This is a genomic window from Pseudoflavonifractor sp. 60 (genome assembly GCF_009911645.1).
Taxonomy (GTDB): domain Bacteria; phylum Bacillota; class Clostridia; order Oscillospirales; family Oscillospiraceae; genus Lawsonibacter.
This window is the reverse complement of record NZ_QWKI01000043.1, coordinates 18,675-32,609: the sequence shown is the minus strand read 5'-3', so window position 1 is coordinate 32,609 and position 13,935 is coordinate 18,675. Positions and strand designations below refer to the sequence as shown.

Sequence of the window (13,935 nt, the reverse complement as noted above, 5' to 3'; positions counted from 1 at the left end):
CAACTCCGCCTTCGGCACCATCGCCGGCCTGGAGAACGCCAACTATCACACCTTCTTCGGCACCAAGTTCCACACCCACGACGGCGAGACCTACACCCCCCGCTGGGCCGAGGTGGCCAAGGCCTACGGTGTGGAATCTGTCTGCATCTCCTCCGCCGAGGAGTTCAAGCCCGCCCTGGAACGGGCCATCGCCACCAACAAGGCCGGCCGTCCCTTCCTGCTGGAGGCCCCCATGGAGAACATTGTGGTGCCTACCCCCGGCTGCTGGAACATCAATGACATCTATACTCCCAACGAGCTGGTCAAGGAGGGCAAGCTGGTCAAGAAGGAGAACGGCCAGTATGTCGCCCCCAGCCACTCCAAGTCCCACAACGCCTGATTTCCCCGCAGGCACAGCAGAACAAGTTCAGCGGACCGTCCATATGGGCGGTCCGCTTTTACTGCGCTGACAGGATTTTACATAGATTTTACATGGAGATGATAACAGATTTTACATTCTCGGGTTACACTAAGGGGGCGAGGATTTGAGCAAATAAAGAAAAAGGGATGGAATTCATGGATATTTTTCACGCACTTACACTGTTGGGCGGCCTGAGCCTGTTCCTGTTCGGCATGAGTCTCATGGGGCAGGCCCTGGAGCGCAGGGCGGGGGGCCAGCTGCGGACCCTGCTGGAGAAGATGACCACCGGCAAGCTGGCGGGACTGCTGACGGGCATCGGGGTCACAGCGGTGATCCAGAGCTCCTCCGCCACCACGGTGATGGTGGTGGGATTTGTCAACTCCGGCCTGATGACCCTGAAGCAGGCCATCAACATTATCATGGGGGCCAACATCGGCACCACCGTCACAGCCTGGGTCCTGAGCCTGGCGGGGATTGACGGAGGGAATATTTTCGTGCAGCTGCTCAAGCCCTCCTCCTTCACGCCGGTGCTGGCTTTTTGGGGGATTATTCTCTATCTGTTTGTCAAGGACGCCCGAAAAAAGGATACCGGCATGATTTTGCTGGGCTTCGCCACGCTGATGTTCGGGATGGAGTCGATGACGGAAGCAGTGTCCGGCCTCCGGGACGTCCCCGCCTTTCAGCAGATGTTTATCCTATTTACGAATCCGGTGCTGGGGGTCCTGGCCGGAGCGGTGCTCACGGCGGTGATCCAGTCCAGCTCCGCCTCGGTGGGCATTTTACAGGCCCTGGCGGCTACGGGACAGGTCTCCTACGGGGCGGCCATCCCCATTATTATGGGCCAGAATATCGGGACCTGCGTCACCGCTATGCTCTCCTCTGTGGGGGCCAACAAAAACGCCAAGCGGGCCGCTCTGGTCCACCTGTCCTTCAATATTATTGGAACGGCGGTGTGGCTGGCGGCGTTCTGCCTCTGCCGCGCCCTTGTGAACCCCGCTCTGCTGAACGAGGGGGTGACCCGGGTGGGCATTGCGGCGGCGCACTCGGTATTCAACGTGCTGTGTACCCTGCTGATGCTCCCCCTGTCCGGCTTCCTGGAGCGGCTGGTAACCCTTCTGGTCCCCGACGACCGGCAGCCGGAGCAATTTTCCGAGCTGGACGAGCGTCTGTTTGCCACCCCGTCCATCGCCCTGGAGCGGTGCGGCCATGTGGCTGCCGATATGGCCGAAACCGCCGCCAAGTCCCTGGAGGAGGCGCTGAGCTGTCTGCGGCGCTATTCCCGGGAGACGGCGGCCCGTGTCCGGGAGCGGGAGGAGAAGACGGACCACTACGAGGACATTCTGGGTACCTATCTGGTGAATCTGAGCACCCAGCCCATCAGCGGGGCGGACAGCCGGGAGGCGGCCAAGCTGCTGAAGATCATCGGGGACTTTGAGCGCATCGCAGACCACGCGGTGAACCTGGTGGAGTCGGCGGAGGAGCTGCAGGACAAGGGCCTGCACCTGACCGAGGCGGCGCTGGGGGAACTGGCGGTGCTCTCGGAGGCGGTGGGGGAGATTTTGGACCTGGCCCTGGCCGCCTTTCTCCAGGGAGACCTGGAGTCCGCCTCTCTGGTGGAGCCTCTGGAGCAGGTGGTGGACCAGCTGAAGGAGCAGCTGCGCACCCGGCATATCCTCCGCCTGCAAAAGGGGGAGTGTACCATCGACGTGGGCTTTGCCTGGCTGGACCTGCTGACCGACCTGGAGCGCACGGCGGACCACTGCTCCAACATTGCCGGCTGTGTCATCGACGCGGCCCACGAGAACATGAACCTGCACCAGTCCCTGCAGGATGTGCGCAGCGGCAGTGAGGAGTTCCGGCGGCGGTACCGGGAGTATACCAGCAAATACGCCCTGCCCTGATGGGGCCGCGTTGCTTGCGGGGGCGGACTGTGGTATGATAGAGCCGCAAGGAGGGGATCCTATGATCTACTGTGTGGAGGACGACGACAGCATCCGGAGCCTGGAGCTGTACGCCTTGAGCTCCGCCGGCTTTGAGGTCCAGGGCTTTGCCGGCGGAGACGACTTTTTGAGAGCGCTGGAGACCGGACGGCCCGAGCTGGTGATTTTAGATGTGATGCTCCCCGGCCAGAGCGGAGTTGAGCTGCTGCGGCAGCTGCGGACCTCCAGTGATATCCCTGTGATTATGGCCACCGCCAAAGGAACCGAGTTCGACAAGATCCAGAGCCTGGACCTGGGGGCGGACGACTATCTGGTCAAACCCTTCGGCATGATGGAGATGGTCTCCCGGGTCAAGGCGGTGCTGCGCCGGTACCGGCCCCAGCGGGAGGAACAGGTGCTGCGGCGGAAGGGATTGGTGATGGACCTGGCGGAGCGCACCGTGACGGCGGAGGGGGAGCGGGTCACCCTCACCTACAAGGAGTTTGAGCTGCTGCGGCTGTTCCTCTCCGCCCCCGGCGTGGCCCTGACCCGGGAGCGGCTGCTTTCCTGCGTCTGGGGGACGGAGTACGTGGGGGAGACCCGAACGGTGGATATGCACGTCAAAAATCTGCGGCAGAAGCTGGGCCCCTGTGGGGGGATGATTGAGACGGTCCGGAATGTGGGCTACCGTCTGGAGGGAAAACCATGACCAAAAGAATTTTTCGTTCCACCCTGACCGTGGCGGCGGCGGTGCTGCTGGCCAGCCTGGCCGTGGCCATGGGGGGACTGTCCGGCTACTTTCGGTCGGTGCAGGAGCAGCAGCTGCGGGACGAGCTGCGGCTGGCCGCCTATGGGGTCGAGGAGCAGGGGAAGAGGTATCTGGAGCTGCTGTCCGGCCCGGATTACCGCTACAGCTGGGCCCCTGACTACCGGCTGACCTGGGTCGACTCCGCCGGAACAGTGCTCTTCGACACGGCGGAGGAGGCCGGGACCATGGAGAACCACGGGGACCGGGAGGAGATCCGGGAGGCCTTTGCCAGCGGGGAAGGCAGCAGCGTGCGCAGCTCCGCGACCCTGACCCGGCGGACGGTATACTACGCCCGGGCCCTACGGGACGGGACAGTACTGCGCATCTCGGCCAGCCAGATGACGCTGCCCGCCCTGGTGCTGGCCATGCTCCAGCCCATTTTGCTGGTGGGGATGCTGGCCGTCATCCTCTCCGCCGTGCTGGCCCGGGGGATGGCGAAGAAGATTGTCCGGCCCCTCAACGCTCTGGACCTGGACAATCCCCTGGAGAACGACGCCTACGAGGAGCTGACCCCTCTGCTCAGCCGCATCCACCAGCAGCGCCAGCAGATTGCCGGGCAGCTGCGGGACCTGCAAAAGAAGACGGACGAATTTGAACAGGTCACCCGCCATATGCGGGAGGGCCTGATCCTGCTGGACGACGGCGGGGAGATTTTAAGCATCAACCCGGCGGCCCGGCGCATCTTCGGCGGGGAGGGGCCTCTGGAGCGCGGGACGCTGGCCCAGACCATCCAGGGGGCCCAAGAGACAGGACACAGCCAGACCCGGATGGAGCGGGGCGGCCGGGAATTTCAGCTGGATATCAGCCGCATTGCGTCGGAGGACGCCGCCGCCGGTACGGTGCTGCTGGCCTTCGACGTGACGGAGCAGGCCGCCGCCGAGCGCAGCCGCCGGGAGTTCACCGCCAACGTGTCCCACGAGCTGAAAACGCCGCTGCAATCCATTCTGGGTAGTGCGGAGCTGCTGCAAAACGGGCTGGTCCGCCCGGAGGACGTGCCCCAGTTCTCCGGCCTGATCCACCGGGAGGCGGCCCGGCTGGTGGCCCTGGTGGAGGACATCATTCACCTGTCCCAGCTGGACGAGGGGGTCCCCCTGCCCCGGGAGCCGGTGGATCTGCTGGAGCTGGCAGAGCAGACGGCGGCGGGGCTGGAGGACCAGGCCGCCCGGAAAGGGGTGCGCCTAACGGTTACAGGGGAGCACGTCCAGGTGCTGGGGGCGACCGGTTTTCTCCATGAGATGGTCTACAACCTGTGTGACAACGCCATCAAATACAATGTGGAGGGGGGCAGCGTGGACGTCTGCGTCTGGGAAGAGAGGGGACAGGCCCAGGTCCGGGTTCAGGACACCGGCATCGGCATCCCGCCGGAGGATCAGGACCGGGTGTTTCAGCGGTTTTTCCGAGTTGACAAGAGCCGCTCCAAGGCCTCCGGCGGCACGGGGCTGGGGCTGTCCATTGTGAAGCACATTGTCCAGTACCACGGCGGGACGCTGTCCCTGGAGAGTACCCCCGGGGCGGGCACCGCCGTGACCGTGACCCTCCCCCTGGCCTGAACATGGAAAAATCCTCTGGAGACGGACCGTTTCCAGAGGATTTTTGATGGAGTTCAGAAGAGGCCCCGGGCAAACTGGGTTATGGTCTGATAGCCCACGGCCAGATTCAGGTTCTGCCCGTCGTTATAGCCCCCGGTAATCAGGCCGATGAGCTCCCCGTACATGTCCAGCAGAGCGCCGCCGCTGCTGCCGTGGGAGACGGGGGCGGTGAACTGGATCATGGACACCTTTTCCAGTTCCCGGAAGCCGGAGATGATGCCGTCGGATACCGAGTTGAACAGCCCCAGGGGACTGCCGATGGCCACCACCTTCTGCCCCCGGACCAGTCCGCCGGGATTTTGGGAGATGGGGATGGGGGCGCGGCGCTTGTCCATGCGCAGCACCGCCAGGTCGTAGTCCGGATGGTATTTGATCAGCTCATTGGTGTAGAAAATGTCGCTCTCCTCCTCCAGGAGGATGCCGTAGTGGTGGCCGCCATTGACCACGTGGAGGTTAGTGAGCACGTAGCCCTTGTCGCTGATGATGACCCCGGAGCCCGTTTTGAGACACTGGCCGTCCTGGTCGAAGATTTTCAGCATGACCACCGAGGAGGCCCGCTTTGCCAGCTCCTCAAACTCCAGGGGTTCCCGGGGCCTCCCGGCGGAGACAGCGGGCCGGGCCGCAGGGGCAGAGGGGACCGGGGGGGCGGGCCGGACCGGGGGCGGGACAGGGTGCCGCTCAGGCCGGCGGATGCGGTCCATGGAGATGACGGGCCTTCCCGCCGGGACGGGCTGGGGGGCAGGGGACAGGACCGGGGCGGCAGGCGGAGCCTGGACGCTGCGGGCGGGGGCGGACAGGGCCAGCAGCTCCGGGGACTCCACCGCCGCCTCCCCCGTGGGGCTGATGTACAGCACGTCACACCCCATGAGGAACAGCAGATATAAAAACAGGTACTCCGCCAGCTTGAGCTGTCCGCCGCAGGCGAACTTGGGGAAGCGGTTCATCTTCCGGGTCTCCACAAAGAGTTTTGGAAAATATGTATCCATCCAGCAGAGGATTTTTACCGAAAAGTTGCGCACAATGGCCGCCTCGCTGCGTCCGCGGACGTGCTGGAACAGGTCCACGATCCGATCAAAGCTGCGCTCCAGGGTCTCCTGCCAGATGGGATTGGCAAAGTGGAAGGGAAAGCTGATCTGCCCCCCCTGGTACAGGGCCACATACTTCTCCACCTGGGGGGCGGGCAGGTAGGAGCTGAGGGCAGGGGTGAAGACATATCCCCGGCCCCCGTTCTGACCGGCCCAGGTGCGCAGACGGGCCGCGTCGGCCTCACAATTCTGCCCGCTGGCGCAGCGGATGAAGAAGGTCTCTTTTGTAAAGTTGGAGTATCTCCCGTTGAGCAGCATAAACTCCTCCAGCGGGTCGCCGGAGGGAATCCGGGCTGACGTTTGAAACAGCTGATCGTTCATAGCGCGGCGCTCCCTTGTCAATCTTTCTCGGGTCTGTCACCTGGAAATGCTCTCCTCCTGGACGCCGTATCTCCGGGCCAGCTGGAGGACCCGTTCGGCCCAGCGGGAGTGGGTCTTGTACTCGTTCATGCGGGTCCCACCGGTGCTGGCGGCCACCAGGCGGGGATTGTGGGGGTCCCAGCTCATGATCTGCCGGGCGTCCTGGTAGTCGGCGGCGGAGACCTTCAGGCAGTCGTTGACCACGGGGATCTGGCTGGGGTGGATCACCGTCTTACCGGTGAAGCCGCACAGCATATCCAGCTCCACCTCCCGGCGCAGACCGGCGTCCCAGCCCTCGCCGGCGTAGTACTCCCACACCGGACCCGACACGATGTACTGCCGGGCGAAGACGGCGGCCAGATCGCTGAGCACATCGGCCACCGGCCGCAGGTCGTAGATGGTGTTGTCCACGTGCCGGCGCAGGCCGAAGGCGTGGGACAGGTCGGCGCCTCCCACCCGAATGTTCAGAATCCGGTCCGACACAGAGTCCAGGGCGTCCCGCACCTGCTCCAGCTGGCGGTGCCGGGTGTGCAGGTCGATCATGGACGGGGACTCGAAGATGGGCATATAGCGCCACTCCAGCCCCGCCGCCGCGGCCCGCTGTATGATTTGGATGTAAGCATCGCAGTTCTCTACGAAAAATTTGGGCAGGATAAAGCCGGTGAGGATGGGGGCAAAGGGGGCGAAGCGGGTGCAGAGCCTGTCCAGCTGCCGGGGGGAGCGGACCCGGACAAAGATCAGGGGCAGGTAGAAGGGACCCTCTGCCCGGGCGGCGGAGATCCGCTCCAGAGTGCGGCAGAGGGTCCGCTCCGCCTCCTCCACCGCCTCCTCCCGCACCGTGTCCTCCAGACAGAAGGCCAGGGAGAAGGGCCGGGGATAGCGCTCCTGCTGTAAGGCGTCCACAATGCCGGTGTGGGCGTTGGCGGGGGAGTACATCAGCGCCCCCACATCGTAGCCCGTGATGATCTGATTCATGGCGAAAAATCCCTTCCTAGTATTTGTCCTGAAGCTCGGCCAGCTTTTTGATCTGGTCCAGGGCGTAGTCCTGAAACTCCGGCTTGAGGGAGCCGAACAGGGTCAGCGCCTCGCCAAACCGGTCGCCGGAGGCCGGGCCGCTGTCAAACATGGCGCCCTCCCCCGTCTCCAGCCAGTGGGGATTTACCTTGTACTGCTGGCACAGGTGCTGGAGCAGGAGCTTTTTGGGCTGTACCCGTCCATATTCAATGTTGCTGATCACGTCGCGGCTGACCCCTAATTTTTCTCCAAACTCACGCTGGGATAGATTGAGGGCCTCCCGTACAAGTCTGATTCTGCTGGCCGGCATCTCATAACCTCCTTGCCTGCGGAGAATAAAATTATTTATATAGTACAACACAGAATTGGGATTGTCAACACAAAAAATTGAGTATACGGTGTTGACAACGCCGTCAGCCTGTGCTATATTGTGTTTACAACACACAATGGGAGGGGCGCAGAGATGAGCTCACGCAAGGAAGAGGACCGTCTTGCTCAGCTGAACGCCGCCTTTGCCCGGCTGAACGAACAGGAACAGAACAGCGCCCTGGCCATTTTGAAGACCCTCCGCTTTGCCCAATCTGCGGCGGACAGACAGGGGGCGGGCGGCTCCGGACCGGAGAGGCGGCCGTCTGGGTGAGCTTGGAGGGGCGGAATCTATTTTTTTGGCTTGAAAATGGGGATAGCTTATATTATAATGAATAGAACGCAAGTCCGAAGATATGACCACAGAGAGAGAGTCTGACCATGATGTTTCAACAGGCCGCCCTGACAAAACTGGATCAGTATTTTCTTCCGCTGTCCCAGCGGAGTGAAAAGTGCGTCTATTTTTACCGCTTTGAGGGGATATCTCCCCAGGTGACCGCCTTTTTTCAGCGGTATTACGAGGCGGCCCGGCGCAGCGGTGTGGTCATTGACGGACGTATCCCCAACCCGGACGCCAATCAACTGGCCTACTTCTCCGAGATGATGGGGACGGAGTTCCAGCTGGACAGGGGCTTTTTGGACCAGCGGCTGGCCAAGTGGCTGCCCCGTATGTCCCCGGCTCAGCGGGAGCGGGTCGCGGGGGCGATGGCGGGGACGCTGGAGGACCTGAGGCGGCAGGGCAAAACCGAGAGTATTCTGCGCAACGCGTATATGAAATATATGTGTTGGCTCTACTATAAATTTGAGCGCATTGTCAATCGGCTGGGGGCGGAGGAGCTGCCCAAAATTCTGTACGACGGCGCGGTGAGCGGCCATGAGCTCCAGCTTCTCACCGTCCTGTCCCGGGCGGGGGCGGACATTGCCCTGCTGGACCGGGGGGGCGGCGGGGCTTACGCCAGGCTGGACCCCGCCGGGGCCTGGTCCCGGGCCTACCAGAGCGGGGAGCTGCCCCCCTTCCCCCCAGAGTTCGGCCTGAAGTGGATTCAAAACCAGATCGCCCAGGAACTGAACCGCCAGCGGCTGTACGGCCCGCCCCCTGGGGTGGAGCCCTGCACCAATGCCTGGATGGCCAAGGCGGAGCTGAGCCAGGTGCTCACCGGCGTCCAGGCCCGGGGACAGGACGGGCGGTTTTTCTACAACACCTTTCTGGCCCAGTACGGGGCGGAGGACAGGCTGACCTACCCCAGCGACCTGTTCGCTTTCTACCAGCAGCTGAAGGGGGCTGGACGGCGGGTCTGCGTGGTCAGCGGCTCCATCCCGGTGCCCGCGCCGGAGGAAATTTCCGCCGTCCGCCGTCAGAACTACGCCAATGTGGAGCAGATGGCCGCCGGACTGGCTCAAAATATCCAGCCCCCCGGGGGCGGAGAACTCCAGAAGCTGATGGTCAGGGCCTTTCTTGACATTGTGCAGGAGGGCGGGGAGGGGACAAGCCTCTCCAAGCGGACCAATCAGGCGGTCTACCTGCTGTGCTGGCTGAAGCGGTACCAGAGGGAGCTGTTTGAGGGCTGGAAGCTGCCGGAGGTCTCGGTGTTCCTCCTCTTCGGCGGCTGCGCAACCCAGCACGAGGCCCGGTTCCTCCGCCTGCTGGCCAGGCTGCCGGTGGATGTGCTCCTGCTCCAGCCCGACCTGAACCGGGCGAGCTGCCTCCAGGATCCGGGTCTGCTGGAGCTGCGCTGGGAGAACTCCCTGACCATGGAGGCCTTCCCCGTGGAGCGGACCCAGGTGCGGGTGAGCACGGCGGCCTATGAGGCGGAGCGGGACCTGGACAGTCTGATGTACCAGGACTCGGGGATGTACCGGAACCGGCAGTACGCCAAGGCGGAGAGCGTCACCCTGCGCACCATGTACGAGGAGATCGCCCTCCTCTGGGACCAGGAGCTGAAATACCGCCCCAACTTCCAAGTCATCGGCGACACGGTGACTCTGCCCGTGCTGCTGGAGAAGATTTGCGGCGTGAAGGACCGGGATGTGGACCGGTACTGGCTGGACATTAAGAAGCTGATAACCACAGACACTCTGGTGGTGTCCCGGGTCCCCTGGCTGGACCCCCTGGAGCCCAACCCCATGAAAAGCAGTGCGACCCAGTTTTTGAAAAACGGCAGACTGCTGCGGCAGAAGATCAAAAACCACAAAGACTACCCCTATGGCATCCTGCGGCCGGAGACCCAGGACTATCTGTTGGACAAGCTCCAGCAGCTGCTGGACCAGCGGACCATTCGGGGGACCTATGAGAAGGGCGTGGAGTACACCATTATCGCCGGGGCCCTGAACCTGAATAAGGACCTGCTGCGGATGATCCAGCGGTTCGACTTCACCAAAAAGAACCCCAAGCTCATTCTGGTCAACACCACCGAGGAGGTCCTCTCCCTGGAGGAGAGCATTCTGCTGGCCTATCTGAACCTGGTGGGCTTCGACCTGCTGTTCTTTGTTCCCACGGGTTACCAGTGCATCGAGCGGCACTTTCAGAACCCCTTCGCCAATGAGCAGCAGTTTGGCGAGTACCTGTATGACCTGGCTCCCCCTGATTTCAGCCGGATTCAGGACCGGGGGCGCAATCCTATCAGACGGCTGTTCGGAAGGAGTTAAATTATGGGATTAGATTTTAACAGACCGGCCTCGGAGCCTGTCCAGCTTCAGACTCAGACCGCCCAGGAGGAATTTCCCCAGTACGACATTGTGGACGACCGCCAGCAGATGACGGCGGTCCTGGTCAACTCCCCAGAGGTGGATGCCCTGGCCAGCCAGATCGAGGTGTACAACCTGGAGACCATCGTGTCCTTCGGCAGCGGGGCGGCGGAGGAGATCGCCAAGTGCTCCGACACCATCCTCAACAGCATGAATATGTCCCAGCTGGACAACTCCAGCGCTATGCTCACAACCCTGGCAAAGATTATGGACAAGTTCGATATTGAGGAGATTAAGGACAACCCGGGGCTGCTGGGCAAACTCTTCGGGGGAATGCGCCGGCAGCTGGACAAGATTTTGGCCAAATACCACACCATGGGCGAGGAGGTAGACAAGATCTATGTCCAGCTCAAGCAGTACGAGTCGGAGATCACCCAGTCCAACCGCAAGCTGGAGGAGATGTTCCAGGCCAACGTGAACTACTACCACGAGCTGGTGAAGTATATCCTGGCCGGGGAGCAGGGGTGCCGGGAGCTGGAGGAGTATATTGCCCAGCGCCGCCGGGATATGGAGACCACCGGGGACGGCTCCATCCAGTTTGAGCTGACCTCCCTGGAGCAGGCCCTGATGATGCTGGAGCAGCGCACCCAGGACCTGCGCACCGCCGAGAGTGTGGCCATGCAGTCCATCCCCATGATTAAGACCATGCAGTTCAGCAACATGAACCTGGTGCGGAAGATCAACTCCGCTTTCATTATCACCCTGCCCGTCTTCAAGCAGGCGCTGACCCAGGCCATTATGCTCAAGCGCCAGCGCATTCAGGCGGAGGCCATGTCGGCCCTGGATCAGCGGACCAATGAGATGCTCATCCGCAACGCCCAGAACACCGCCGAGCAGTCCAAGATGACCGCCCGTCTGGCCTCGGGCAGCTCCATTAAAATCGAGACCCTGGAGAAGACCTGGCACACCATCGTCTCCGGCATTGAAGAGACCCGGCAGATTCAGGAGAACGCCCGGAAGCAGCGGGTCGAGGACCAGAAGCGGCTGGAGACCATTAAGGCGGAATTTAATCAGCGGTACCACATGCCAAAGTGACCGTAAGAAATCAAAAAACAGGAGGAGACAATTATGGCAATCAATCTGAGCAAGGGACAAAAGGTAGACCTGACCAAGGGCAATCCGGGCCTGTCCAAGCTGATGGTGGGCCTGGGCTGGGACGTCAACGCCTTTGACTCCGGCGCGGCCTTCGACCTGGACGCGGCGGCCTTTATGGTGGGCGGCAATGGCAAGTGCCCCACCGAGAAGGAGTTCATCTTCTACGGCAATCTGGAGCACACCAGCGGCGCACTGAAGCACATGGGGGACAACCTCACCGGCGAGGGGGACGGGGACGACGAGCAGATCGTGGTGGACCTGAGCCTGGTGCCCGCCAACGTGGAGCGCATCGCCTTCACCGTCACCATCTACGACGCCGACGTCCGCCGGCAGAATTTTGGCCAAGTGTCCAACGCCTATATCCACATCCAGGACATGGTGTCCGGCGCCGATTTGATCCGCTACGACCTGGGGGAGGACTTCTCCATTGAGACCGCCATTGTGGTGGGCGAGCTGTACCGGCACAACGGCGAGTGGAAGTTCAACGCCATTGGCAGCGGCTTCCAGGGCGGCCTGGCGGCGCTGTGCGGCCACTACGGCATCGAGGTTGCGTAAGCTCCGTCCCCTCCGGGGGATCGGCTTAAATATAGTAAGGAGGGTATTCTTATGCCTGTCAATTTGAAAAAGGGCCAGAAAGTGAGCCTGACCAAGGACAACCCCGGCCTGTCCAAGGTGGTTGTGGGTCTGGGCTGGGACGTGAACCAGTTCGACACCGGCGGGGACTTCGACCTGGACGCGGCGGCGTTCCTGCTGGGGGACAGCGGGAAGGTGGCCGGCTCCGGCGACTTCGTCTTCTACGGCAACCTGAAGCACGCCTCCGGCGGGGTCGAGCACATGGGCGACAACCTCACCGGCGCGGGGGACGGGGACGACGAGCAGATCAAGGTGGACCTGACCAAGCTCCCCGACTCCATAACCCATGTGGCCTTTACCGCCACCATCTACGACGCGGAGGAGCGCCGGCAGAACTTCGGCATGGTGAATAACGCATTTATCCGTATCTTTAACGAGCTCACCGGCGAGGAGCTGCTGCGCTACGACCTGGGAGAGGATTTCTCCATCGAGACCGCCGTGGTCTTTGGCGAGCTGTACAAGCACAACGGCGAGTGGAAGTTTAACGCCATCGGCAGCGGCTACCAGGGCGGCCTGGCGGCACTGTGCGCCAACTACGGCGTAGACGTGGAGTAAGGAGGAAATTCATATGGCCATCAGTCTGGAAAAAGGAAAGAAAGTCAGTCTGAAAAAGGGCGGCTCCGCTGGCCTGGGAGAGATTTTGGTCAACTTGAACTGGAACGCCCGGCCTGCCAAGAAGGGCCTGTTCGGTCTGTTCAGCGGCGGCCAGGGCATTGACCTGGACCTGGGCTGCCTCTTTGAGCTGAAGAATGGGCAGAAGGGTGTGGTCCAGGCTCTGGGCAACGCTTTCGGCTCCCTTCAGCAGCCCCCCTTCATCTCTCTGGACGGGGATGACCGCACCGGCGCGGTGACCACGGGGGAGAACCTGCGCATCAACGGCAACAGGATTGCCGAGATCCAGCGCATCCTGGTGTACACCTTCATCTATGAGGGGGTCGCCAACTGGCAGCAGGCCGACGCCACCGTCACCATCAAGTATCCCGGCGCCGAGGACCTGATTGTCAAGATGGACACCTACAACTCCCCCTATGCCATGTGCGGCCTGGCCCTGCTGGAGAATGTCAATGATGAGACCTTCAGCGTGGAGAAGATCGTCCAGTTCTACCCCAGCCACCGGGAGCTGGACGCCGCTTTCGGCTGGGGACTGCGCTGGCAGGCGGGAAGAAAATAATCAAATGGCAGCCCCCGGAAGCACAGGGGGGAATTTACCATTTGCCATCAGGAGGAGATTATCATGTCTGTAAGCTTACAGAAGGGCCAGAAGGTCAGCCTGACCAAGGACAACGCGGGGCTGAGCTCCGTGGTGGTGGGCCTGGGCTGGGACGAGGCCAAAAAGAGCGGCGGCCTGCTGGGCGGCCTGTTCGGCGGCGGCCAGCCCGCCATCGACTGCGACGCCTCGGCGCTGATGCTGCGGGGCGGCAAGCTCACCGATAAGGCGGATATTATCTATTTCGGCAACCTGACCCACCCCACCAATACCGTCCGCCACATGGGCGACAATCTCACCGGCGCAGGGGACGGGGACGACGAGCAGATCGTCATCGACCTGGCCCAAGTCCCCGCCGATTACGACCGCATTGTGCTGGTGGTGAACATCTACCAGGCGGTGCAGCGCCACCAGCACTTCGGGATGATCCAGAACGCCTTTATCCGTATTGTGGACGCCCGGAACAACCAGGAGCTGTGCAAGTATAACCTGACCGAAAACTACAGCGGCATGACCGCCATGATTTTTGGCGAGGTCTACCGCCACAACGGCGAGTGGAAGTTCAGCGCCATTGGCCAGGGCACCACCGACCCGGGTCTGGGCGAACTGATTGGCCGGTATGTATAAGCGGACGCTTTCCGGCAATCATTGATAGAGACAGATTGACGCTTGAATCACAGAGGAGAGAGGATGGCTTCACCGTGCCTCTCTTTT

The 13,935-nt window shown here is 62.1% G+C and carries 14 protein-coding genes; 11 read left to right on the top strand and 3 right to left on the bottom strand.

Going from position 1 to position 13,935, the window contains the following annotated elements; all coding sequences use genetic code 11:
• From D1646_RS06010 to D1646_RS05995, 4 genes are all read left to right on the top strand, one after another.
• On the top strand, positions 1 to 379 hold a 379-nt coding region (locus D1646_RS06010), incomplete at its 5' end, for a thiamine pyrophosphate-dependent enzyme (protein WP_243154045.1).
• A 176-nt stretch (positions 380 to 555) separates the two neighbouring features.
• The gene (locus tag D1646_RS06005) at positions 556 to 2,301 is read left to right on the top strand and encodes a Na/Pi cotransporter family protein (protein ID WP_160635589.1); all 1,746 of its coding nucleotides are present in this window, start codon (positions 556 to 558) and stop codon (positions 2,299 to 2,301) included.
• A 61-nt stretch (positions 2,302 to 2,362) separates the two neighbouring features.
• A complete protein-coding gene (locus D1646_RS06000) occupies positions 2,363 to 3,028 on the top strand; it encodes a response regulator transcription factor (protein WP_160635588.1) in 666 nt (221 codons plus the stop codon).
• On the top strand, positions 3,025 to 4,677 hold the full coding sequence (locus D1646_RS05995; protein WP_160635587.1) for an ATP-binding protein: 1,653 nt from the start codon (positions 3,025 to 3,027) through the stop codon (positions 4,675 to 4,677). The genes D1646_RS06000 and D1646_RS05995 overlap by 4 nt, the downstream gene beginning before the upstream one ends.
• Before the next feature lie 53 nt (positions 4,678 to 4,730).
• Here the strand turns inward: D1646_RS05995 and D1646_RS05990 are convergent, their stop codons facing one another.
• From D1646_RS05990 to D1646_RS05980, 3 genes are read right to left on the bottom strand one after another with little or no spacing between them, the layout of a single operon-like run.
• A complete protein-coding gene (locus tag D1646_RS05990; protein WP_160635586.1) occupies positions 4,731 to 6,122 on the bottom strand; it encodes a serine protease in 1,392 nt (463 codons plus the stop codon).
• 36 nt (positions 6,123 to 6,158) lie between these two features.
• Entirely contained in the window at positions 6,159 to 7,136 is a 978-nt protein-coding gene (locus D1646_RS05985; RefSeq protein ID WP_160635585.1) for an HpcH/HpaI aldolase/citrate lyase family protein, read from the bottom strand.
• Between the two features lie 16 nt (positions 7,137 to 7,152).
• Positions 7,153 to 7,485 carry a helix-turn-helix transcriptional regulator gene (locus tag D1646_RS05980; RefSeq protein ID WP_160635584.1) on the bottom strand — a complete coding sequence of 111 codons (333 nt, stop codon included), beginning with the start codon at positions 7,483 to 7,485 and terminating at the stop codon, positions 7,153 to 7,155.
• Positions 7,486 to 7,638: 153 nt separating this feature from the next.
• Between D1646_RS05980 and D1646_RS05975 the strand changes: the two genes are divergently transcribed.
• The 7 genes from D1646_RS05975 to D1646_RS05945 all read left to right on the top strand — a co-directional run bounded on the left by D1646_RS05975 (position 7,639) and on the right by D1646_RS05945 (position 13,848).
• Positions 7,639 to 7,815, top strand: coding sequence for a hypothetical protein (locus D1646_RS05975; protein ID WP_160635583.1), 177 nt, complete (start codon positions 7,639 to 7,641; stop codon positions 7,813 to 7,815).
• Positions 7,816 to 7,922: 107 nt separating this feature from the next.
• Positions 7,923 to 10,187 carry a YceG family protein gene (locus D1646_RS05970; RefSeq protein ID WP_243154044.1) on the top strand — a complete coding sequence of 755 codons (2,265 nt, stop codon included), beginning with the start codon at positions 7,923 to 7,925 and terminating at the stop codon, positions 10,185 to 10,187.
• Positions 10,188 to 10,190: 3 nt separating this feature from the next.
• The gene (locus D1646_RS05965; RefSeq protein ID WP_160635582.1) at positions 10,191 to 11,321 is read left to right on the top strand and encodes a toxic anion resistance protein; all 1,131 of its coding nucleotides are present in this window, start codon (positions 10,191 to 10,193) and stop codon (positions 11,319 to 11,321) included.
• Positions 11,322 to 11,354: 33 nt separating this feature from the next.
• Entirely contained in the window at positions 11,355 to 11,936 is a 582-nt protein-coding gene (locus D1646_RS05960; protein WP_160635581.1) for a TerD family protein, read from the top strand.
• 51 nt (positions 11,937 to 11,987) lie between these two features.
• On the top strand, positions 11,988 to 12,569 hold the full coding sequence (locus D1646_RS05955) for a TerD family protein (RefSeq protein ID WP_160635580.1): 582 nt from the start codon (positions 11,988 to 11,990) through the stop codon (positions 12,567 to 12,569).
• A gap of 13 nt (positions 12,570 to 12,582) precedes the next feature.
• Positions 12,583 to 13,185: a TerD family protein gene (locus D1646_RS05950; protein WP_160635579.1), complete on the top strand. Its 603-nt coding sequence runs from the start codon at positions 12,583 to 12,585 to the stop codon at positions 13,183 to 13,185.
• 63 nt (positions 13,186 to 13,248) lie between these two features.
• Positions 13,249 to 13,848, top strand: coding sequence for a TerD family protein (locus tag D1646_RS05945; RefSeq protein ID WP_160635578.1), 600 nt, complete (start codon positions 13,249 to 13,251; stop codon positions 13,846 to 13,848).
• Positions 13,849 to 13,935 lie beyond the last annotated feature (87 nt).